This window comes from bacterium (genome assembly GCA_021372535.1).
Classification (GTDB): Bacteria; Latescibacterota; Latescibacteria; order Latescibacterales; family Latescibacteraceae; genus JAFGMP01.
In genome coordinates, this window is record JAJFUH010000161.1 from 1 (window position 1) to 21,836 (window position 21,836).

19 protein-coding genes are annotated in these 21,836 nt (G+C 53.9%); 14 read left to right on the top strand and 5 right to left on the bottom strand.

What is annotated here, in order from left to right:
- Positions 1-185: 185 nt before the first annotated feature.
- The 14 genes from LLG96_14240 to LLG96_14305 all read left to right on the top strand — a co-directional run bounded on the left by LLG96_14240 (position 186) and on the right by LLG96_14305 (position 15,683).
- Complete coding sequence (locus LLG96_14240; GenBank protein ID MCE5251370.1) at positions 186-1,262, top strand: Gfo/Idh/MocA family oxidoreductase; 1,077 nt, start codon at positions 186-188, stop codon at positions 1,260-1,262.
- Positions 1,263-1,402: 140 nt separating this feature from the next.
- Complete coding sequence (locus tag LLG96_14245; protein MCE5251371.1) at positions 1,403-2,365, top strand: NAD-dependent epimerase/dehydratase family protein; 963 nt, start codon at positions 1,403-1,405, stop codon at positions 2,363-2,365.
- Positions 2,366-2,387: 22 nt separating this feature from the next.
- Positions 2,388-3,104, top strand: a complete 717-nt coding sequence (locus LLG96_14250; protein ID MCE5251372.1) for a glycosyltransferase family 2 protein — start codon at positions 2,388-2,390, stop codon at positions 3,102-3,104.
- The gene (locus LLG96_14255; GenBank protein MCE5251373.1) at positions 3,101-3,364 is read left to right on the top strand and encodes a lipid-A-disaccharide synthase N-terminal domain-containing protein; all 264 of its coding nucleotides are present in this window, start codon (positions 3,101-3,103) and stop codon (positions 3,362-3,364) included. Before LLG96_14250 ends, LLG96_14255 begins: the two co-directional genes overlap by 4 nt.
- A 28-nt stretch (positions 3,365-3,392) precedes the next feature.
- Positions 3,393-4,826, top strand: coding sequence for a glycosyltransferase family 39 protein (locus LLG96_14260; GenBank protein MCE5251374.1), 1,434 nt, complete (start codon positions 3,393-3,395; stop codon positions 4,824-4,826).
- A gap of 161 nt (positions 4,827-4,987) precedes the next feature.
- Positions 4,988-6,262 carry a nickel-dependent lactate racemase gene (gene larA / locus LLG96_14265; protein MCE5251375.1) on the top strand — a complete coding sequence of 425 codons (1,275 nt, stop codon included), beginning with the start codon at positions 4,988-4,990 and terminating at the stop codon, positions 6,260-6,262.
- 287 nt (positions 6,263-6,549) lie between these two features.
- Positions 6,550-6,936: a GxxExxY protein gene (locus LLG96_14270; protein MCE5251376.1), complete on the top strand. Its 387-nt coding sequence runs from the start codon at positions 6,550-6,552 to the stop codon at positions 6,934-6,936.
- A 253-nt stretch (positions 6,937-7,189) separates the two neighbouring features.
- Positions 7,190-7,921 carry a 3-deoxy-manno-octulosonate cytidylyltransferase gene (gene kdsB / locus LLG96_14275; GenBank protein ID MCE5251377.1) on the top strand — a complete coding sequence of 244 codons (732 nt, stop codon included), beginning with the start codon at positions 7,190-7,192 and terminating at the stop codon, positions 7,919-7,921.
- Positions 7,922-8,023: 102 nt separating this feature from the next.
- Positions 8,024-9,769 (top strand): CTP synthase, encoded by a 1,746-nt coding sequence (locus LLG96_14280; GenBank protein ID MCE5251378.1) that lies wholly within the window; start codon positions 8,024-8,026, stop codon positions 9,767-9,769.
- Positions 9,762-10,592 carry a 3-deoxy-8-phosphooctulonate synthase gene (gene kdsA, locus LLG96_14285; GenBank protein MCE5251379.1) on the top strand — a complete coding sequence of 277 codons (831 nt, stop codon included), beginning with the start codon at positions 9,762-9,764 and terminating at the stop codon, positions 10,590-10,592. Before LLG96_14280 ends, kdsA begins: the two co-directional genes overlap by 8 nt.
- A 309-nt stretch (positions 10,593-10,901) precedes the next feature.
- On the top strand, positions 10,902-12,185 hold the full coding sequence (gene murA, locus LLG96_14290) for a UDP-N-acetylglucosamine 1-carboxyvinyltransferase (protein MCE5251380.1): 1,284 nt from the start codon (positions 10,902-10,904) through the stop codon (positions 12,183-12,185).
- Positions 12,166-12,726, top strand: a complete 561-nt coding sequence (locus LLG96_14295; GenBank protein ID MCE5251381.1) for an HAD hydrolase family protein — start codon at positions 12,166-12,168, stop codon at positions 12,724-12,726. Before murA ends, LLG96_14295 begins: the two co-directional genes overlap by 20 nt.
- 92 nt (positions 12,727-12,818) lie before the next feature.
- A complete protein-coding gene (locus LLG96_14300) occupies positions 12,819-14,861 on the top strand; it encodes an acetylxylan esterase (protein MCE5251382.1) in 2,043 nt (680 codons plus the stop codon).
- 12 nt (positions 14,862-14,873) lie between these two features.
- Positions 14,874-15,683 (top strand): carbohydrate-binding family 9-like protein, encoded by an 810-nt coding sequence (locus LLG96_14305; protein ID MCE5251383.1) that lies wholly within the window; start codon positions 14,874-14,876, stop codon positions 15,681-15,683.
- A gap of 641 nt (positions 15,684-16,324) precedes the next feature.
- Here LLG96_14305 and LLG96_14310 read toward each other — a convergent pair.
- The 5 genes from LLG96_14310 to LLG96_14330 all read right to left on the bottom strand — a co-directional run bounded on the left by LLG96_14310 (position 16,325) and on the right by LLG96_14330 (position 21,584).
- A complete protein-coding gene (locus LLG96_14310; GenBank protein MCE5251384.1) occupies positions 16,325-16,717 on the bottom strand; it encodes a cupin domain-containing protein in 393 nt (130 codons plus the stop codon).
- Positions 16,718-17,017: 300 nt separating this feature from the next.
- Positions 17,018-18,058: a thiamine biosynthesis protein gene (locus tag LLG96_14315; GenBank protein ID MCE5251385.1), complete on the bottom strand. Its 1,041-nt coding sequence runs from the start codon at positions 18,056-18,058 to the stop codon at positions 17,018-17,020.
- Positions 18,051-18,845 carry a DUF116 domain-containing protein gene (locus LLG96_14320; protein ID MCE5251386.1) on the bottom strand — a complete coding sequence of 265 codons (795 nt, stop codon included), beginning with the start codon at positions 18,843-18,845 and terminating at the stop codon, positions 18,051-18,053. The genes LLG96_14315 and LLG96_14320 overlap by 8 nt, the downstream gene beginning before the upstream one ends.
- Positions 18,846-19,289: 444 nt before the next feature.
- A complete protein-coding gene (locus tag LLG96_14325) occupies positions 19,290-20,639 on the bottom strand; it encodes a DUF4861 domain-containing protein (GenBank protein ID MCE5251387.1) in 1,350 nt (449 codons plus the stop codon).
- A gap of 495 nt (positions 20,640-21,134) precedes the next feature.
- Entirely contained in the window at positions 21,135-21,584 is a 450-nt protein-coding gene (locus LLG96_14330) for a T9SS type A sorting domain-containing protein (protein ID MCE5251388.1), read from the bottom strand.
- Between the last annotated feature and the right edge of the window lie 252 nt (positions 21,585-21,836).

Here is a 21,836-nt window from a genome sequence, read left to right on the forward strand (position 1 = left end):
GTTGTGATAAACACCATTTACGTGGATATAAGCTGTCAAGGGTCGGCACGAAGTGCCGATTTACATGCCCTTGACAGTAACAAAACAACACATTTCGTTATAGGGCTCGTGAAAAATATACTTTTTCACAGCCCTCTTAAACGTATGTATAAAACTGCAATTTCATTCTTTCAGAAAGGCACACCATGGAATCACGCCGCTCATTCATGCAAAAGACGGCGCTTGCCGGAATCGCGGGTATTGTCGCCTCGGGGAAAGCGCCCACCTTCGCGCAGGATTTGAACACGATCAGAATCGGCCAGATCGGTCTCGGTTCCCACAGCTTTCTTCTGACATTCCTCAACCCGCCGAAAACATTCAAAGGGCAGGTCCGCTGCAAACCGACCGGCGTCTGGGACGATATCCCCGAAGTTGCCGAAGCCATGAGCAAGCGGGGTTACGGTAAAGTCTACAGGGATTATGCCGGGCTCACAAAGGAATGCGACGCTGTCCATGTCGAGCACGCCGATTACCGCAGGGTCTTCGAATTCGCCCGCCCCGCGCTCGAATCGGGGAAGGCCGTGTTCATCAACCGTCCCTTCACCGCGACCATTGCGGATGCCGAGGAGACCATTCGCCTCGCACGGGCATACGATGCGCCGGTCATGTCCGCATCATCGCTCGAATTTCAGCCGGTGGTCGCCGAAATGCAGGCGTTCGCGAAGGAAAAGGGGCCGGTACGGGCATACGAGGCGTACTGTCCCGAGCCGCATTTCACCTGGCATTTTCCCCATGTGATCAACTACGCACACGCGGCGCTCGGCGGAGGAATCGATACCGCGTATTTCACCGGGGACTATGTCATGTCCCTCGAAGAGCGTCAGGATCAGGTTCGTCCCATGGGGTCATCGCTCATCGTGCTCACCTACAAGCCGCGCGAGGGCCAGCCCCCCATAATCGGGATGAACCATATCGGCATCCAGCCGGGCAGCTACCACATTGATATTTACGCCGTGAAGGAAAACCGTCTCTTCGAAGCCGGTACGACTGACACAGCGGTCATGCATTACATGTTCGAGGCGCTCAACAATTTCTACACCGAACGGAAACCGCCGCGCCCGTACGAGGCGATTCTCGAACAGCACCGTGCACTCGTTGCGGCGAATGTTTCACGGCTCACCGGCCGTGCGGTGAAACTCGACAGTCTCGGCGGAGAGGATGCGCTCCCGTACTCCGAATCGTTACGGCGGTGGCTGGTGCGGAATGCGCTCGGGAGAAAGTAACCGTTGAGAAACGGTGGTAAAAAGTACTATATTCAATATCATGGTGCTTGCTCCAATGACTTATATACTGTTCTCCTAAGCAGACCGAATTTTTTCACCTGTTCGTTTACGGAGTCAACTCACCACAAAGGAAACCGACCGTGAAAAAAATTATCATAACCGGTGTCGCCGGATTCATCGGTTCTTCTCTGGCGGAACGCATGATTAGGGACGGTTTTGATGTCACCGGGATCGACTGTTTCACCGCTTACTATTCACCCCGTATAAAACAGGCAAATATCAGGAATCTCCTCACGTCGAAAAAATTCAGGTTCATCGAATCCGATGTGACCGGCCTCGATGATTCCGTTCTCGATGGTGTGGAATGCTTCTTTCATCTTGCGGCGCAGCCCGGTGTACGTAACTCATGGGGAGAAGAGTTCAGGGAATATGTATTCAATAACATTTACGCGACCCAGTATATCCTCGAAAAGCTGAAATCTCAAAAATCCCTGCAAAGGCTCGTTTTCGCCTCCTCGTCCTCTGTGTACGGCAACAGCAGCGAAAAGCTGCTCACGGAAACCCTGTCCCTCAAGCCGGTCTCCCCGTACGGTATCACCAAGCTGACCGCCGAAAATCTCTGCACCCTCTACCGTGACATGTTCGGCGTTCCCTGCGTCAGTCTGCGCTTTTTTACCGTCTACGGCCCACGGCAGCGGCCGGACATGGCGTTTCACCGCTTTTTACGTGCGTGTCTGATGCGGAATGAGATCAACGTATTCGGGGATGGCAGCCAGACGAGGGATTTCACCTATATCGACGATATCGTTTCCGCAATCCTCAGCGCCGGTTTTTCGACCGACTCTTCCATTCCGGGCATTATCAATCTCGGCTCGGGAAAACGTATAGTGCTCAATGAGGCGCTGGACATGATCTCCGAGATCACCGGTGAAAAACTCCGCATCAATCATCTGCCGAATGAAAAGGGCGACATGACCGATACCCTCGCCGACATATCGCTGGCCGGAAAGGCGCTTGGCTATTCCCCCTCTTACAGCCTCTACGACGGTTTAAAAGCCGAATACGAATGGATGTGTAAAAACAGGGATGTCCTGTTTTCATGATTTGACGGAACAGGGGGACATGATGCCTGAGCTTTCAGTAATCATTCCCGTGTTTAACGAGATCGACAACATTGAGCCTTTGACTACCGAAATCATTCAGGTTCTCGGCTCCGACAGCGACCGCATCGAGATAGTGTTCGTCGATGACGGCTCCTCGGACGGCACACTGGATAAAATCAGGGAAATGAGCGAACGGTATCCGCTGGTCCGGTGGATTTCATTCGACCGGAATTACGGGCAGACCGCGGCGCTCGATGCCGGGCTGAGAGCCGCGCGGGGACGGTATCTTGTCACCATGGACGGCGATCTGCAAAGCGACCCGTCCGACATTCCCGGGCTTATGAAGGGTCTCGAATCAGCCGATCTTGTCTGCGGGTACCGCCGCAAGCGCCATGACAGTTTCATCCGTAAAATATCCAGCCGTATCGCCAACGGAGTCCGCAACCGTGCAACCGGCGACACCATCATAGATGTGGGGTGTACGCTGCGTGTCATGCGCCGTGAATGTATCGAAAATCTCAAGCTTTACGAAGGTATGCATCGTTTCTTCCCCACGCTCGTTAAATATGAGGGGTACAGCGTTATTCAGGTCCCGGTAAATCACCGTCCGCGCTTACACGGGAAGGCCAAGTACAACATTTCCAACCGTCTTTTCAGGGCTGTTCTCGATCTTTTCGCGGTTGTATGGATGAAATGGCGTCGTCTGAGGTATGTAATAAAGGAGCGTAAAGAACCATGAGATCATTCTGGCTTGTTTTCGGTTTCGCCGGACAATTATTTTTCAGCGCCCGTTTTTTTATTCAATGGCTCGCCTCGGAAAAGGCAAAACAGAGCGTTATACCATTTTCATTCTGGTGGTTCAGTATCGGCGGAGCGTTTGTGCTTCTTATTTATGCCATACATCTCAGGGACCCGGTTTTCATTCTCGGCCAGAGTACGGGGTTCCTGATTTATTCCCGTAACATCTATTTTATCAGAAAAAAGAGAGCCAACGGATAACCGGTCACAGCGGCGCAATGGTACGGCAATGAAACTATCGAACGATACCGGTACTCATCCCTTTTTTCCCCTGTCTTCGGGCGCCGTTCTTTTTATTTGGGGAATTGTGCTGCTCCTGCCGTTTCTCGGGCTGAGACACCTCTGGCTCCCCGATGAGGGTCGTTATGCCGAGGTCGCCCGTGAGATGGTCGTGAGCGGAGACTGGCTCACTCCCCGGCTCGATTTTATACCCCATTTCACCAAGCCCCCGCTCACATACTGGTTTATCGCGGCAGCCCTCAAAGTACTGGGTACGAACGAGTTTGCCGCACGGCTTTTCAACGCCCTCGCACTCATCGGAACTGTCCTTGTCACCGCCAGCCTCACCCGCGAACTCGGTAACCGCACAGCCTCATTCCGCGCCGGCTTCATTCTCCTGACATCACTCTTCCCGTTCGTCGCCGGAAATGTGCTCACAACGGATATCCAGCTCACGTTCTGGCAGACAACGGCGGTCTGGCTGTTCTGGAAGGGTTACAACGGCTGGCCGGAAGGAAAGTTGTCCGTATTCGGGGCTTATGCGGCGCTCGGTATGGCGTTCATGACAAAAGGCCCTGTCGGTGTTCTCGTGCCCGTCATGGCGTTTGCGGGGTACTGTTTATACCAAAGGAACACCACCTTCGTGAAACGAGTGTTCTCGTGGACGGGAATCCTGCTCTTCTGTTGTATCGCGTTTCCCTGGTATATAGTTGTCGCCCTGAAGAATCCGGGGCTGATGAATTACTTTCTCGGCAACGAAATAGCGGGCAGGGTCCTGACCACGGTTCATCATCGCAACAACACGTTCCTGATCTACCCGCTCGTTCTTACCGCAGGCATGCTCCCCTGGACATGGTACCAGATGAAAGCGCTTGTCCATACATTCACGTTTTCAAAAATCAGGCGGAAATCGCTTTCCCCGGCGGAAGTTTTCTGCGCAAGCTGGATTATTATTCCGCTGCTCTTCTTCAGCCTTGTCCGGTCGAGGCTTCCCTTCTATGTCCTCAACCTTTTTATTCCGCTTTCCATTCTCACCGCCCGTTATCTCGACCCGGAAACGGATACTACCAAAAAAAATCCGGTCGCGGTGCCATCGGACAGAAAATTTCTGACAATTGCGCTCGCCATGTCCGTATTTCTCCTGCTTGCGACCGGTATTTCCCCATACATACCCACATCGCAGGACCTCTATCCGCTTGCCTCGGCAATAACATCGTATGCGGGCAGGGAAGACTACAGCATTTACAGTACTTCAAGCAAGCTGTATTCACTCAATTTCTACACGGGAAAAACGGTACATGTCGTACAGGATGCAGCGCCGTTTTCGGACGACACGAAGCCTTCGTTCTTTTTGACAAAACAGGAACTTCCCGCAACAAGCGGCCGTGACGACATCCGGTGTGTCGCCAGACATTTCAGGTACCGTCTCTATTTCCATAAGTAGCATGACAGAATTTCGTGAATCGTATCCTTTATTCAGCCCGCTTTTTTCAGTGATGAGGCTTGCCATAAATCCATTCACTGCGTATACTATGTAGGGAATCATACGTCTTAAAAAAAAACCAGTCCCGCACATATACATCACTTCATACGAGGAGCGTTCCGATGAAGATTGACATAGCCTATGGCAAAGAGGGCCTGACCATCGATGTTCCCGATAAAAACCTGGTCAAGATACTGAGGATGACGGAAAAACCGGTGATTCCCGACCCCGGGAAAACGACACTCGAAAAGATCGGCAGGCCCACGGGGACACCGCCCCTTTCCGAGATGGCGCGCGGAAAACAGTCGGCGTGCATCGTCATCAGCGACATCACGAGGCCCGTTCCCAACGCCGTGATACTGCCGCCGGTTCTTGAAACGCTCGAAAAAGCCGGTATAAAGCGAGACCGCATCACCATTCTCAACGGCACCGGCATACACCGCCCGAACGAGGGCGACGAACTCGTAACCCTCCTCGGGCCGGACATTCCAAAACGCTACCGTGTGGTCAACCATAAAGGCAGGGACACGGCATCGCACGAATATCTCGGCGAAACCCCGATATACAGGGCGCCGATCTATGTAGACCGTGAATATCTCAGCGCCGACCTCCGTATCGCCACGGGGCTTATCGAACCCCATTTCATGGCGGGCTTCTCCGGTGGGCGCAAGGGAATAATGCCCGGAATATGCGCTTTCGAGACAGTCAAGGTGCTCCATGGCCCCGACGCCATGGGTCATGAAAAATCGGTCGGCGGCATTCTCGAAGGAAACCCCGTGCACGAGGAAATCCTCCATGTCGCGAAAAAAGCCCGTGTCGACTTCATCGTGAACGTCACCCTCAACGAGCGGCGCGAGATAACCGGTGTATTCGCCGGCGATCTCGAACTCGCCCACCATGAAGGCGTCGAGTTTGTCAAGACCCAGTGCGTGAGCACGGTCGATGAGCCGGTGGACGCTGTCATCACCACGGCGGCGGGATTCCCGCTCGATCTGACCTTCTACCAGACCGTCAAGGGTATGACCGAGGCGGCGCCGATTGTGAGAACCGGCGGTGTCGTCATGATAGCCTCCCGGTGCGCCGAGGGCATCGGAAGCCCCGAATTCACGAAGCTCATGCTCGAAACCGGAACCATCGGGGAATTCCTCGCCAATATCAGGAAGCCGGGCTACTATGTGCTCGACCAGTGGCAGCTCCAGAAGTTCAGCACGGTGCTCGCGGACCATGAGGTCTGGTTTTATTCCGATGGCATTGACCGCGACACCCAGGAAAAACTCTTTGTGAAACCGCTTGCGAGCATGGAGGAAGGAATCGCCCTTGTCATGCGGCGTTTCGGCGAAAACGCCCGTATCGCGGTCATTCCCGAGGGCCCGTATGTCAATGCCCGTCTGGCGTAATGAATAAAATAGAACGCGGATTATTACTTATTATTTTTTTTAATACTTCATAGAATAGTTATTAACGCTCCAAAACAGTAAATCTTAGAAAAAACATATAGAACGCGGATGGACGCGGATCAGGCGGATTTTCGCGGATTAATACTTTTTTTATATGTTACAAAAACTCTTTGAGGGCATGGTATCAGGGCTTTCTGTATAGTCATACGGTTTGAAAAAAAACATATAGAACGCGGATGGACGCGGATCAGGCGGATTTTCGCGGATTAATATTTATATTTAATTGTATGATACATAAAACGCTGACAGATCAGGTAATCAGGGCTTTTTATAAAGTCTATAATACACTCGAATACGGATTTCTGGAAAAGGTGTACGAGAATGCATTGATTATTGAGCTTAGGAAAGACGGGCTGGAAGTTGTTCAGCAAATGCCGATCAAGGTGTATTATGAAAATCAGGTAATCGGAGAGTATTTCGCTGATTTATGTGTTGAAAACAAGATAATCATCGAACTCAAATCATCAGAAAGCCTTTCAAAAGCTCATGAGGCCCAACTCATCAATTATCTCAAAGCGACACAAATCGAGGTCGGTATCCTCCTGAATTTTGGTAAAAAACCCGAGTTTTCACGAAAGGTATATTCGAATAAAAGAAGGCAAAATGCTTTTTGAATCTTTTATCCGCGAAAATCCGCCTAATCCGCGGAAATCCGCGTTCTATCATAAAAACCATGACATCCACCTCAGCGTTTCGGAGCCTATATCGAAAACGGTTGCCATAATTCCCGCATAGATAGATTGTTTTAATACAGCATATACAGGATATATATAAAATGAATCTTTTATCCGCGAAAATCCGCCTAATCCGCGGAAATCCGCGTTCTATCATAAAAACCATGACATCCACCTCAGCGTTTCGGAGCCTATGACGAAAACGGTTGCCATAATTCCCGCACGGTACGGGTCTGTGCGGTTTCCCGGCAAGGTGCTTGCAGACCTGTGCGGTAAACCAGTGGTGCAGCATGTTTACGAGCGCGTGGTGAAGGCGAAGACGGTCTCACGGGCAGTGGTCGCAACCGATGACGAGCGTATAGCGCGCGCGGTGTCCTCGTTCGGCGGCGAGGCGGTCATGACATCGCCCCACCATGTCAGCGGCACCGACCGTGTGGCGGAAGCGGCATCCATCACCGGCGGCGATATCATCGTCAACGTCCAGGGAGACGAGCCGCTGATCGATCCCGATGTGATCGACCGTATCGTGGAAAAAATTACCGTGGACAGGGAAATTTCCTGCTCGACCGCAGCTTCGCCGATATCCGACGAGACGGTGTACCTGAATCCCAACGCGGTCAAGGTCGTTATCGATCACCGGGGACGGGCGCTCTATTTCTCACGGTCTCCGGTGCCGTACTACCGGGACGGCGGTTATGGCGGGGGCGCATATATCCATATGGGAATTTATTGTTTCCGTCGAAGCTTTCTGGATATATATTCATCGCTTGAGCCGACCGGCCTGGAAAAAGCCGAAAAGCTGGAGCAGCTCCGAATCATCGAACACGGTTACCTGATCGGTGTCATCATAACAGCCGAGGCTCCGAAAGGCATCGACATCGAGGAAGACCTCAGGGCTGTGCGTGAACGGCTGAAATGCTTGTGAATGGCAGTTGAATCAGGATACGGGAAGCGGTTTTTCAACGCATTGACTGTTTGAAATCGAACAATTTTATATACATAAACCGGCATCTTCCGGAGGGACAGCGTGAAATATAAAGGGCCAAAGTACATTGTCGTGGTCGGCGGAGTCATGAGCGGCGTCGGAAAGGGACTGGCCACGGCTGCAACGGGGAAAATACTGACCGAATACGGTTTCTCGGTAACCGCGGTGAAAATCGATCCGTACATCTCGTTCGACGCCGGGCTTTTCCGGCCTACCGAGCACGGCGAGGTATGGGTGACCGATGACGGCGGCGAGATCGACCAGGACCTCGGCAACTATGAGCGGTTTCTCAACAAACCCATCTCCCGCACCCATAACATTACCACGGGCCAGATATATAAAACGGTCATTGACCGCGAGCGCAGGGGGGAATATCTCGGCGCCACGGTCGAATTGATACCGCACATCACCGACGAGATCAAAAACCGCATAAAAGCTGCGGCGGGAAACCACGATATCTGCATGGTCGAGATCGGCGGCACCATGGGCGAGTACCAGAACATTCCGTTCCTCTTTGCCATGAAGAGCCTCCAGATCGATATCGGCATGGATAACATGATTTATGTGCTCATCACCTACCTGCCGGTACCATCCCACATCGAAGAGATGAAAACCAAGCCGACACAGCAGGCGATCAAGCTCCTCTCCGAGAATGCCATTTTCCCGGACCTCATTCTCTGCCGCGCGGGGAAACCGCTCGACATGATCCGCAAGAAAAAAATCCAGACCTATGCCAACATCTCCGCCGATTATGTTATCAGCGCTCCCGATACCACCGACCTCTATGAAATCCCCCTCAACTTCGAGCGCGAGAATATCGGCCGCAAGATCATGGAAAAATTCAGAATCAAGCCGAAAAAACGGCCCGACTGGAAGCAGTGGCGGCAGTATGTCAAACGTATCGGTAAACCGAAAAAGACAGTCAACATCGCCATTGTCAACAAGTATGTCGTCACCGGCTCGTTCAAACTGGCCGACTGTTTTATCAGCGTGAGCCAGTCGCTCGTCCATGCCGGCGCCGAGCTCAATGTGGGGGTCAAAATTCACTGGGTCGATGCCCAGAGCGTCTGCGATGCAAACAATGTATGCGATGTACTGTCGAAGTATGACGGCGTCCTCATACCCGGAGGATTCGGCAAACAGGGCTTCGAGGGAATGATCAAAACCGCCCGGTATGCCCGTGAGCACAACATTCCCTACCTGGGTCTCTGCTACGGGTTGCAAGTTGCGGTATGCGAATTTGCGCGGACTCTGTGCGGTCTCGAGTATGCCGCAACGACCGAGAACGAACCGGACACACCGCATCCGGTCATCACCATCATCGAATCCCAGAAAAAAGTGCTCGCCACCGAAGGATACGGCGGCACCATGCGTCTCGGCGCTTATGCGGCAGTCATCAAAAAGGGTACGAAGATTTATGAAATGTACGAAAAATCGGGCCGAATCGGGGAAGACAGCAAACTCATCGAGCAGTTCCGAGCCGACCCCGGGCAGTCGTTCAGGCTCGGCAGACTCAGAAAAACCGACACAGCCGTGGTCGAGCGTCACCGTCACCGTTACGAGGTCAATCCGAAATATATCGACGCGATGACGGAAAAAGGGCTGGTTTTCGGCGGTCATCACACCAGGAAGGACGGCACCGTGCTCATGGAATTCATCGAGCTCCCGAACCACCCGTGTTTCATCGCCACGCAGGCGCATCCCGAGTTCACCTCACGGCTCGGACGCCCCAATCCGATGTTCCTGAGCTTCGTGAACGCCGCCGCGAACGGTGATATCGATGCGTGACACATTCGACATAGCGGGCATCCCTGTCGGCGGAGGATCGCCTCTCTTTCTCATCGCAGGACCGTGCGTGCTCGAATCGCGGGAGCTTGCGGAAACCGTCTGCGGCTGTATCCATGACATCACCGCCCGTCTCGGCATGGGATTCATCTTCAAATCCTCCTATGACAAGGCAAACCGCCAGAGCATCGGCTCGTACCGGGGCCCCGGCATCGAAGAGGGGCTCGACATACTCGCCCGCATTCGCGAAACGTTCAATGTCCCCGTGCTGACCGATGTTCACTCACCCGAAGAGGCGCACAAGGCGGGAGAGATCGTGGACGTTCTCCAGATACCCGCCTTTCTCTGCCGTCAGACCGACCTCGCAGTGGCGTGCGGGAAAACAGGGAAACCGGTAACGGTCAAAAAGGGGCAGTTCATGGCGCCGGGGGATATGGGCGCCATCGCAGGGAAGATCGAGGAAGGCGGTTCCGACCGTATCATGCTCGTCGAGCGCGGCTCGACATTCGGGTATCACGATCTCGTCGTGGACATGCGCTCGTTTCCGGTGATGAGAAGCCTGGGCTGCCCGGTGGTTCACGACTGCACGCATTCGGTCCAGCGTCCGGGAGCGGGGGGAGACCGGAGCGGCGGAGACCGGCGATTCATCGGGACACTGGCTCGTGCGGCGGTTGCGGCCGGTGTGGACGGTGTCTTTATCGAGACGCACCCGGACTGTTCGTCCGCGCTGTGCGATTCCGCAACGATGCTGCCGCTTGAAAAGCTCGAGGAGCTGCTGAAAACGCTTGCGGCGATTGATACGGTGGTAAAAAAACAGGCGTTGTGATTGTTTACAGGCAATTTCAGCGTTCGGAGCTTTTTTATATGTTATTCCTGCTTAAACATGATCCCCCTCGGCTTCGCCGTACCCCTTATTAAACAAAGGGGGAGCCGCACCATTTCCCCACTTAAAAAAGGGGGGATGCCGGAAGGCAGGGAGGATCTTTCAGATAATAAAATATTGATTTAATTTATTAATTAATCCGGTTAAGACTAAAAAAATTTTTTTCCGCGTAAATCCGTGTTCTATCAGATTTCTCTGAACAGATCGGGTTAAAATCGGCTTTCCGCTCCCCGTTTTCCGAAAGGATGTTTCATGGACAGGTTTATCATCGAAGGCGGCCGCCCCATCAAGGGGAAAGTGGCTATAGAGGGGGTAAAAAACGCAATCCTCCCCATGATGTGTGCGGCGCTCATGGCAGAGGAAGGCGAAACGGTCATTGAAAACGTTCCCCAGCTTCAGGACATCAGGGTGCTCCGGAAGCTCATCGGGGAGCTCGGCGCCGAATCGCAGTACGATGCCGAAAAACGGTCGATCACCGTCAATGCCTCCCATGTCTCCAATACCACCGCTCCCTACGAGCTCGTGAAACAGATGCGTGCGTCGTTCCTCCTTTCGGGGGCGCTGCTCGGACGGTTCGGCGAGTTCCACATCTCCATGCCCGGCGGATGCGCCATCGGTGCGCGGCCGGTGAATTTTCACCTGTCCGGATTCCATAAAATGGGCGCGGTCGTGGCCGAAAAAGAGGGTCTCCTCAGCGCAACCGCCCGTAAACTCACCGGCTCGACCATCTGCCTCGATTATCCGTCCCACACCGGAACCGAGAACCTCATGATGGCCGCAGTCCTTGCCGAGGGCGAGACAATCATCGAGAACGCCGCCTGCGAACCGGAAATCAAGGATTTCGGCGATTTTCTCGACGCAATGGGCGCTCTGATCACCGGTCACGGCACCCCGACCATCCGTATCACGGGTGTAAAAAAGCTCCGCGCGGTCACCTATCGCCCTATAACCGACCGTATCGTGGCGGGAACATACATGTGCGCCGCGGCGATCACCTCGGGAGAGCTCGAGATGGAAGGCGTCCGGCCTGACGATCTCAGGATTGTCATGGACAAGCTCGAGGAAATGGGCGTCGTCTTCGTCGCCAAACCATCGGGTACCCTCATGGTGAAAGGGCCGAGACGGCTCTCCGCGGTTGACATCACGACCATGCCGCACCCGGGTTTTCCCACCGACCTCCAGCCGATCTTCATGGCGTGCCTCGCGGTCGCGGATGGCGTTTCCCTCGTGCGGGAAACCGTCTTCGAGAACCGTTTCATCCATGCCGCCGAATTGAGCCGTATGGGCGCGTACATCCGTGTGGCGGGTGAAAAGGCTGTGGTTGTCGGAGTTCCTTCGCTCATCGGTGCGCCGGTCATGTCATCGGACCTGCGCGCGGGGGTTTCGCTCGTTATCGCCGCCCTCTCGGCCAAGGGCACGACCTTCGTCGACCGTGTGTATCACATCGACCGCGGTTACGAAAACCTGGAGATCAAGCTCCGCGCCCTCGGCGCAAACATCACCCGTGGAGACGACCGTGAACAACAAGTCCTCTAAATTACCAACGGAAAAGCTGGCCCGCGTAAAGCTTGTCGCGATGGATGTGGACGGAACGTTCACCGACGGGACGATCTACCACGATTCGGCGGGTGAGGTCATCAAGGGATTTTCCGCCCAGGACGGCATGGGAACCGAACTCCTCCGGCGCGCAGGGATACTGCGGGGATTCATAACCGGCAGGAGCGACCATGCGACGAAAACCCGCGCAGAGTATCTCGGCGTGGATTTTTATCTGCCTTCGGTCGGCGACAAGGCAGCCGCGCTCGGCGGGACAGCGGATCGGTATGGCATCACGCTCGATGAATGTCTCTATATCGGTGACGACCTCAACGACATCACCGCGCTCGAAGCCGCCGGTGTCGCCGTGGTAGTGGCGAATGCAAACCCTGCCGTGATGCGCTTCGCCGATGTTATCACGACAGCTCCGGGCGGGCATGGCGCCATCCGCGAGGTTGCCGACATGATACTTGCCGCTCGGAATATCGATCCGGTCGAGCTGTGGCTGACCAACAAGGACAGGCCGGTGGGAATGCGGTAGGGAAAAGGCCATGGGATGAATTCCCGGGCATGAAGATATAGCATCTGCCGCGAAAAATACTGTTCCGTTTCACTCATATAAGGAGGTGAACCGTGGCTCCCCGATATACTATTCGTACAGGTGTGCTTCTTATTTTAAGCATTGCGTTCTTCTCTTCGCTGTCCGGCGCCGCCGACCTCCGCACTGTGCTTCTCGACCGCATCGGCATGCAGACCCGCGCCGTCCGCGAAGAGCTTCTCTCGCTCGGGAACGCCGATGAGATACGGGCATTTGCGGCTGAGAAGCGCGCCATTCTCATACGGATGAACTCTATCGTCCATCCCGCCCCGCGGGTAAATGTCCGCGCCGTGGGAACACTCGACCGCCCGAACTTCACCGTCGAAAAGATCGTCTTCGAGAGCACTCCCGGCATTCTCGTCCCCGCCAATGTGTATGTGCCGAAGGGCATCACGGGCCGTGTTCCGGGAATCCTCATCACCGAGGGGCATTACGCGACCGGCAAGAACGGTTTTCACGAGATGTGCCAGGGATTCGCCGCGCAGGGATTCGTCGTCATGACCTTCGACCCCATGGGGCAGGGCGAGCGCGGAATATACTACGACCGGACGAGCGGCAACGAGCATGTGTCCGCCGGGCTTCAGGGCTACTGCGCCGGGCTCCATGTGAGCTCGCTCTTTATCGGCGACGGGCTCTATGCGATCGACTATCTTCTCTCGCGGGACGATGTCGACCCGAAACGCATCTGTGTCACCGGCAATTCCGGCGGAGGCGCGCAGGCTCTCTATCTCGGCGCGCTCGATGAGCGGATCGCGGTCACCATTCCCTCGTGCTTCACCACGCTCGACTCGATGATTGTCGCCATCACCGCGACACATCCCGAATCGAATTATTTCGGCGCATTCGCTCAGGGCATCACCTCCGAAACCCTCTGCGCCATGATTGCGCCGCGGGCGCTGCTCATCAACGCCTCCAAGGAGGATTTCTTCCCCATCGAAGGGACGCGTGTCGTGTTCGACACCGCGAAAAAGGTCTACGCGGCGGCGGGTGTTCCCGACAATGTCGCGATGTTCGAAGGCGAGGGCGGCCATGCCTACCCGCTCCAGAAACGCGAAGAGGCGTACCGTTTCATCGCGCGATTCTTCAACACCGCGCCGAAGCCTGAACTTCCGGTCGACCCGATCCCGGAAGCCATGCTGAGCTGTACCGAAACGGGGAATATCGAGGACATGGGCTCCAAGACCTTCTTCGACCTTGTCAGGACACGCGCCCTCGCGATCAGGCAGCAAAGGCCGGAACGGGTGGCGTCTCTCTCCCGTGAGAATCTCAGGGAAGAGCTCAGGCAGGTGCTCGGCATCGACCGCTTCGACTATATCCCGGATTTCTCGGTCACATCGGACACCTACACGAATGGCATCCGTGATGTCGTCTTCGAATACACTGCTTCGGACGGTTTCAATCTGACCGGAGAGGGAATGCTCAACGAGGCGGAGTCCTCGGGATGGCTCACCGTGATCGTCTCCCCGCTGTCCGAGTTTTCCACTGCTCAACTCGCTTCCCCTTACATCAGCCGCGGCGATGTCGTGCTCATGGTGAGGCCGCGCGGGACAGCCTGGTCGCCATACACCATGGAGGGCATGTTCAAGATCGGCATCACCAACAGTGACTACTATTTCGCCGTGGGAGCTTTCAACGCAGGCAGGACAGTGGTCGGCATTCAGACTACGGATATCCTCGAAGCCACAAAGGCGGCCCTCGGGGTTCTTCCCGCCGATATAAAGGTGCGCATTGTGGGGGACGGCCTTCTCGCGCCGCCATCCATCTGCGCGGCGGTATTTATGGACGAGGCTGCGGAGCTGGTCATCGAGCACGGGCTCTGGGGATACGAGGCAGTCGCGGCAAACCGTGTGTACGATTACTATCTTCACCCCGAAGTACTCACTGTCCAGGGCCTGCTCGAACATTTCGACCTGCCCGAGCTGGCTCTCGCTTCCGGCTGCGGGAGCGTAATCTGGAAACAGCCGTTCGATCACAACAACGCGCCGCTCGAAAAGCACGGGCTTTACGAATTCGAGACACTGATATACCGGTTGAGCGAAACATTCGGTATGAAGGGAAAGACAACAATAGAACCGTAACGGGAGGATATTATGAGATTCACATCACTGGCTTTGTTCGCTCTGTTAACCATTTTCATAACAGGTATGGCAGTCTCCGAGCCGCCTGTCTACACCGCGATGAAAACGGGCTGCCCGATGATGATGGACGGCATTCTCAACGAGCCGGCCTGGGAAAAGGCGCAGTCGGTCGGGCCGTTCGTATTCCAGTGGTACGAGTCGGGCGAGCAGGAGCAGACCGAGGCGAAAATACTCTGGGACGACGAGCGCATCTATTTTGCGTTCAAATGCGATGACAAGCACATCTGGGCGGAGCAGTACAGCCACTTCGACCCGGTTTCCCGCGACGACTGCTGCGAGGCGTTCATCGCTCCCGCCGGGGACGGCCCCGAACGGCTCGACTACCTCAACTACGAGATCAACTGTCTCGGCACGAGGCTCCTCGGCTACCATGCGCGGTCGCGCGACCTGAACTTCTACTGGCTGGAGATGAGCGGAATAGAGATCGGGCGTGTCATCAACGGCACCTGCAACAACGACGAGGATACCGACAAGGGCTGGGTGCTCGAATTCTCCGTTCCCTTCTCCCATTTCAAGGCGTTCGACACCCGCTACAAGAACCGTAAGAAGGACGATCCCTCGCCGACGGCGGAGCATGTGGACGGATTCAAGGCCACATTCCCCCCGAAGGACGGGCAGGTGATGTATATGGGCCTCCACCGCTGCGGCGGGAAAACCAACGTCCAGTACAGCCAGTGGGCGCCCTCGCAGACCCCGAAACCGCAGTTCCACTATCCGGAAAGTTTCGGCAGGGTTATCTTCTCGACAAAGGTGCTGAAGTAGGTAATTATAAATCCATGTTCAGGTTTTTTGGAACAGCGAAAACAGATGAACCATAGAAATTGCCGGTAAAAAATACTGAGTATCTTCAGTTTGCAGCAGAACATGATAGTTGCTGCCGTTTATCGCGAAAACTCACCCCGCGCATAACACCTTGATAAAATAGATGTTTGTGGGCGCTACCCCTCTCTTGTGGCAAGAGAGGGGATCAAGGGGTGAGTTCGGGTGGAAAAGAGGGGTAACAATCATATCCCAAACAATCCATATGCCCCAAAAAGCTCTATTTACAAGATGTTCGAGCTTTTATTACACTTCTATAACCGGACACTACTGAGATGAACCATAGAAATTGCCGGGTTTTTTCATCCCGGTAATCCTGATAATCCCATAAATCCTGGTTCAAAGTTTTTCGTGGGTACGTGAAAGACAGATGAGACAGAGCGTTGTCAATACCGGATTCCCAATTCGCTTTATTCTTGGGAATGACAATACTCGTACAATAAATTAGTGATTATGGCTCACTGAATAACAAAAAAATACCTGTGACACTGAATTTTTCGGAATAATCAGTCGATCACAGGTATCAATAGTTCAACACATTCCTCTGTGTGAAACACAGGAATGTCAGCGCCCGCTTTTTCCTCTCACAAACCTCTGTTCCATTTCCACAGATACTCTTCCGGCGCGCCCACCATGGGGCATGATGACGCCGGCGGGGAATTGAACGCATAGAACCGGAGCGGCTCGTTCCCGATGACCTTTATGGCGTGCGGCGTGCCGTTCGGGGCGATTGCGACATCACCTGTCGCGATCTCCCTGACTTCGTGGCCGGTCATGACTTTCGCCCTGCCGGTAAGGAACAGATAGACCTCGGTGCGATTGTGCGTATGGGGTTTGACCTCCTGTCCGGGTTGAAGCTCGATATAGGAGACGCTCATCTCGGGGATGGCGTCGGAAACCCCGTCCGGCCCGGCGGACAGGAGCACGGAGCCGTTTTTGAGGTGCTGTACGAAATCGGTGATTTTTTTTATCGGCATAGGGGAACAGTCCTTAACCCGCCCTGTTCACACGATTTAATAGAACACGGATTTTCGCGGATCGGGCGGATTCTCACGGATATTTTTTATATCTTTTCCGTCTGAATGTGAACGGTTAATTATTTCTAAAGAAAATATAAACAATCTGCCATGTTTATTTGTGCTTTTGTGTCTTTGTGGTAACAATCTTCATATATTAATCAGGGCTGAGAACTGATGTGTGTATAATGTATGCACACGAATTCTTTTATGCAATCATCTTCTCCCTCTTTTTCCTGAAACAGAGGGGATTTTTTTATCTCATGTCACGCTGTACTGCTCGATATCCTTCTGCTGTGCCGGGCGGACTGAAAACTCCCGGATGACATCCCCCTTTTTCGCGGTCACGGCGACCATGTCCTCATGCATGCTTTTGCCATAACGGGCGCAGATGGCGGCGATGTGACGGAGTTCCTCATCCGGCGGCTCCCCGAATGCGAACATGGTTGCTCCCGGAAAATCGCGGGCATCGAACACCCAGCATGTCGCGGCCAGCAGCTCTTCGAGGTACCTGTTTTCCTCGTCGGTGCGGCCGATGATGACCTTGGTGCCGCTCATGAGACGGAGGTGACGGCCGGTTTTGAGGCTCAGGAGCTCTATACGGGTTGGAGAATTGTCGCCGCTGTGTTCGATGAGGTCCCCGAACTTGCGGCCGAATATCTTGTCAGTGAGGACACAGCCGCCGCCGGAATCAGGATACCAGTCGATGCCGAACCGTGCGGCGAGCTCCTGCTGGGGCTTCCGCGATCTGCCGTGGAAGGCGTACAGGTGCTCACGGTTGACGATGCCCTCGCGCTCGGGAATGGTCGGATCGAGGTGCTTTGCCGAGAGAGGGCGAAGGAGCCTGCCCTCGAGGCCGCTTCTGCGTTCCACGATTCCGAGAGCGGTCTTGTGCTGCGACATGGGCCGCTGGCCGAGCACTTCGCCGGTGAAAACGAGCGCAGCGCCCTCGGATTCCATGATTTCGCGGGCTTTACCAAGGATAAAAAAACGGCAGTCGATGCAGGGATTCGCCCCGGCGCCGTAACCGTAACGCGGTTTGAGAAGAATAGAGAGGTATTCATCCGAAACATCGAGCGGGACGAGTCTGATACCGAGTTTTGACGCGCCCTCGATGACCGGTTCCGGGGGAGTCCACTTCCACGAGGGACCGTGCGCGATGTCCCTCCGCAACAGGCCGTTGAAGCCGGTGTAAAAATGGAGCGCGGTGACCTCGAATCCTTCCTCGATCATGATCCGCGCGGCAAGAATGGAATCGAGACCGCCTGAATAGAGCCCGATGGCTTTGTGCCGCTCACTCAAGAGAAACCCCCGTCAGGGTCTCGATCGCCCGCCGTACCTCATCGAGGTCGACGAGGGTGTTTTTGCAGGGACCCTCGGGCCGTTTGTTCGTTACTCCGATAGTGGGGATTTTCGGCGCGACATCGCTGATACCGCTCACGAGGTCGCGCTCGCAGGCGACCCCGATGACCGCCGATGGACGTTCCTCGCGGATGATCTTGCGCGCCTGGCCGCCGCCCGTGGCCGAAAAAACGCCGACTCCGGCACGTTCGCCGAGGGCTTTCACCGCCGTTTTCAGTTCGGCGTTAAGACACCGCGGAAGGAGAATAATGGTTTTCCCCTTGACCGGTTTCCGCCGAGCCCTGACAATGGCGTTGGAGAACTTGACGAACGAGTTGCCGAGACGGTCGCGCGATATGCCCATTCTGCGGGCGATGACGAACGCCACCGGCAGTATGCTCGCCGCACACACCTGCCCGAGCCTCGTACGGATGAGGATGTTTCTTCCGGTGTAAACGCTCATGGCGACAAGGCTTCCCAGAATGACAAACGTAGCGGTGGTAACAACCGCAGCAGCCCGCGCGGCTATGACCCATACCGGGCTCAGCATGTTGAGACGCGGCTCTATCATGTAAAGCACGAACCCGATGCCGGCAAGAAGCAGAAGGATCGTTATCGCTGCGAAAAGAGCGAACAGTCCCGCCGTTTCATCGTATGTTTTACTCTCATCGAGGTCGCCGGTCCAGCTCTCCCACTCGTCGCCGAGCATACGGTCTATCTTTTTGGGATTGTCGCTCATCTCGTTCATATGACGTATATTCTCCATAAAGTTAATATAACCAAATATGGGAAAATCAGCCATTGTTTTGTGTCCCGGCATACGAAATAGACAATTGATCGGACAAAAAAACCGGGAGATTCGTTTCCCGGCCTTTTTGCATACATGCTTGACAGTATACATTACTATGTAAATAACTGCGAACACATCATGTTATCATATCCTGAAACAAGTTCAGGATGACAGTCATGCCGAACTTGTTTCGGCATCTATATCTAAGAGGGCGGTGAAAAAGTGTCTTTTTCACACGCCCGATAATGAAATGTATTGTTTTGTTGCTGTCAAGGGCATGTAAATTGGCACTTCGTGCCGACCCTTGACAGCCATAATTCAGACATGTAGAGTTTTTCACCACGCTTCTAAAAAAAAGCAACATAATACCATCTAAAATAAAACCGCAGCCCGTTGTTCCGATTACTTCTTTTCGAGCGCGGAAACCTGTAACTGCGGCGGATTGTTGTATCCCGCGGCCTCGCTGATAACATAGGCTTTGAATTCATCGGCAGTTGTATTGACCGAACCTTCGCTCCAGGCGCCCATGATCATGTATTCGAACGAACGATCGGCTGTGACCGGAATTCTGAAAATATGGTTCCCGCCCATGCTCTTGATGTTTTTGTACTCCGGTTTGTAGATGTCTTTGACGACGAGACCGATTGCCTCGAATTTAACTGTCAGGCCCTTATCATTGATTTTCTCGTCCGGTATGCGTATCTGGAGGTCCTTGCCGAATGAAATGGCTGTGCCGCCCTTGTTAAAGCTGTCGTACTGGCTCATGATCTCACGGATTCCGCAGCAGAAGGCGGTCGCGGGCTCGGTCGGCAGGAATGTCGGGAATGTGACCTTGCAGGTCGAATAACTCTTGTGTGCATAGGATGTGTAGAGCTGTTCCACCTCATAGAGTCCCCCGCCGGTGTTCCAGTTCATGGTCTTCACCCGTATCATGCTCCTCAGGGGACCGTTGAACACCACATCGAACGCGTACCGTGTCGACATATACGGTCCTTTGCCGGTACGGAAATCGTATTCGGGACGGGAAACGGAATCCGGTTTCGCCGGAACCTCGAACAGACCGATTCCTCCCGCGCCGAAGGTGGACGATACGGTCATGATATCGGTTCCCAGCTCGAAGGGCATGTAGTACCCGGAAAGGTTTTCCGTGTATTCGGGATAGGCAGTCAGCATCGGTGTCCGCTTGCCGTGCATGTCGACGCTTGTCGGGAACCACAGTTTCCAGCCGATGTATTCACCCTCCCAGAAGGGTACGATGTGACGGCCGTAATAACCGATGCCGGCATGGGTTTTGTGCTTGTAGAGCCCGCGCTCGGCTTCCCCGACATACAGGTAGAACACCCTCTTTTCACGGGCTTTCAGGTCGGTCATGAAGAACAGCTCGTCCCAGATGCCGTCCTTGTCGATGTCGTCCATCTGGTATTCCAGATAGTGCCCGCCGGTTTCCTTACGGATGAGATACCCGCTGAATTTACGGAGATCGGCTTCCGATGGCTCCGGGTTACCGGGCAGCGCCGGGTCGATAACTGTTATGTAGCGCTGAGGTATGTCCTGCACCGGAAGCTGGCTGCGGCAGATAACGACCGGGCATTCCTTGCGGTCTGCGTTCAGGGGATTGACCACGGTCACCTTGATGCGTTCTTTCGGCTCGAAGTTACCCTCGGTGTACCATCCGTCCGCCTGCCCGTACGCATTTCCGAGCACCACGAATACACAAAGGAGAAAAAGACTGACGATACCGTTGAATCTCATGCGATATGCTCCTTGCAAGGGGAAATGTTTTTGTGCAAATGTAGTGAAATTAATAACGATTATTGACGCTGAAAACAAGGCAATTTTTCAGGGAATCTATTTGAAATGATTCAATGATATTGCATGGAAAAGAATATGTTTTACCATGAGGAAAAACCTATCACTATAATGGACCGCGGATTGGACGGATTTACGCGGATTTTAAAAACTATGATCGGTAATTCAAACAAACAATACAGGTACAAACGATTTTTTACGTCGAAATGTCCTTCCCGTGAAAACGGGAATCCACCATCAAATACATATAAAATAATTATTTAAATAGTGGATTCCCGATTAATTTCATTCCCGGGATGACAATACTCATGTAATACGTCAAGGATTACAAGCCGGTTGAATACCCGTATAACTATTGTATATGCCCTTTAAAGGTTCCGGGGACTTAATGATTCGATATGAAAAGAATATCCGCGTGTTATACCGCATATCCCGGATTCACTTCACCATCACCATCTTTCCTGTCGCCGTTAGTCCGCCACAGGTCAACCGGGCGAAGTAGATGCCCGCCGAAACCGGTGCTCCGCCGTCGTCCTTGCCGTCCCACACGGCGGTGTGTCGACCCGCTGCCAGGGACTCCGAAACGAGCTCGCGGATCTTCTGCCCGGCTATGTTGTAAATGATAAGGGATGCAGATCCGCCTTCGGGAAGGGTGAACCCGATGGTGGTCGAAGGATTGAACGGATTAGGGTAGTTCTGCGCAATGGTGACAGCCTGCGGAAGTGTGGTGTATTCTTCCTGTACAAATATCGGAGTAGCATCTCCCAGATCCAATGCATTAAACACCGCCGAATGAGCAACACCGACAGTGGCGTCCCAGTCGGTAGTAAGTGAAAAATATACTCTTACCCGATCATTGAAACCATCGCTTGCGGTGCTGAGTTTCACCCACGAATCTCCTTCAAGATAGTTGTTGGAAATTGCGCAGTTTTTTCGGGCAATTTTAAAAGAACTGAATGGCTCGCCTGATAGAGACTGGGAATTGAACCTTCCCCAGGATGCTCCTATGCACATGTCTGTGTAGACGGCGTACTGTCCTCACGACCACCCTGTAATTCCTGCAGTTTTCTGGAGAATCCCAATATAAGCCTGGTTTGTTCTCTGACCCGACACATCGGACACCACAGAAAAAGTAGCATA

Bases quoted from the DNA above. Each gene is read 5' to 3' on its own strand.
- LLG96_14240 (MCE5251370.1), top strand. From the start codon at position 186: ATGGAATCACGCCGCTCATTCATGCAAAAGACGGCGCTTGCCGGAATC.
- LLG96_14250 (MCE5251372.1), top strand. From the start codon at position 2,388: ATGCCTGAGCTTTCAGTAATCATTCCCGTGTTTAACGAGATCGACAAC.
- LLG96_14255 (MCE5251373.1), top strand. From the start codon at position 3,101: ATGAGATCATTCTGGCTTGTTTTCGGTTTCGCCGGACAATTATTTTTC.
- LLG96_14260 (MCE5251374.1), top strand. From the start codon at position 3,393: ATGAAACTATCGAACGATACCGGTACTCATCCCTTTTTTCCCCTGTCT.
- larA (MCE5251375.1), top strand. From the start codon at position 4,988: ATGAAGATTGACATAGCCTATGGCAAAGAGGGCCTGACCATCGATGTT.
- LLG96_14270 (MCE5251376.1), top strand. From the start codon at position 6,550: ATGATACATAAAACGCTGACAGATCAGGTAATCAGGGCTTTTTATAAA.
- kdsB (MCE5251377.1), top strand. From the start codon at position 7,190: ATGACGAAAACGGTTGCCATAATTCCCGCACGGTACGGGTCTGTGCGG.
- kdsA (MCE5251379.1), top strand. From the start codon at position 9,762: ATGCGTGACACATTCGACATAGCGGGCATCCCTGTCGGCGGAGGATCG.
- murA (MCE5251380.1), top strand. From the start codon at position 10,902: ATGGACAGGTTTATCATCGAAGGCGGCCGCCCCATCAAGGGGAAAGTG.
- LLG96_14305 (MCE5251383.1), top strand. From the start codon at position 14,874: ATGAGATTCACATCACTGGCTTTGTTCGCTCTGTTAACCATTTTCATA.
- LLG96_14310 (MCE5251384.1), bottom strand. From the start codon at position 16,717: ATGCCGATAAAAAAAATCACCGATTTCGTACAGCACCTCAAAAACGGC.
- LLG96_14320 (MCE5251386.1), bottom strand. From the start codon at position 18,845: ATGAACGAGATGAGCGACAATCCCAAAAAGATAGACCGTATGCTCGGC.
- LLG96_14325 (MCE5251387.1), bottom strand. From the start codon at position 20,639: ATGAGATTCAACGGTATCGTCAGTCTTTTTCTCCTTTGTGTATTCGTG.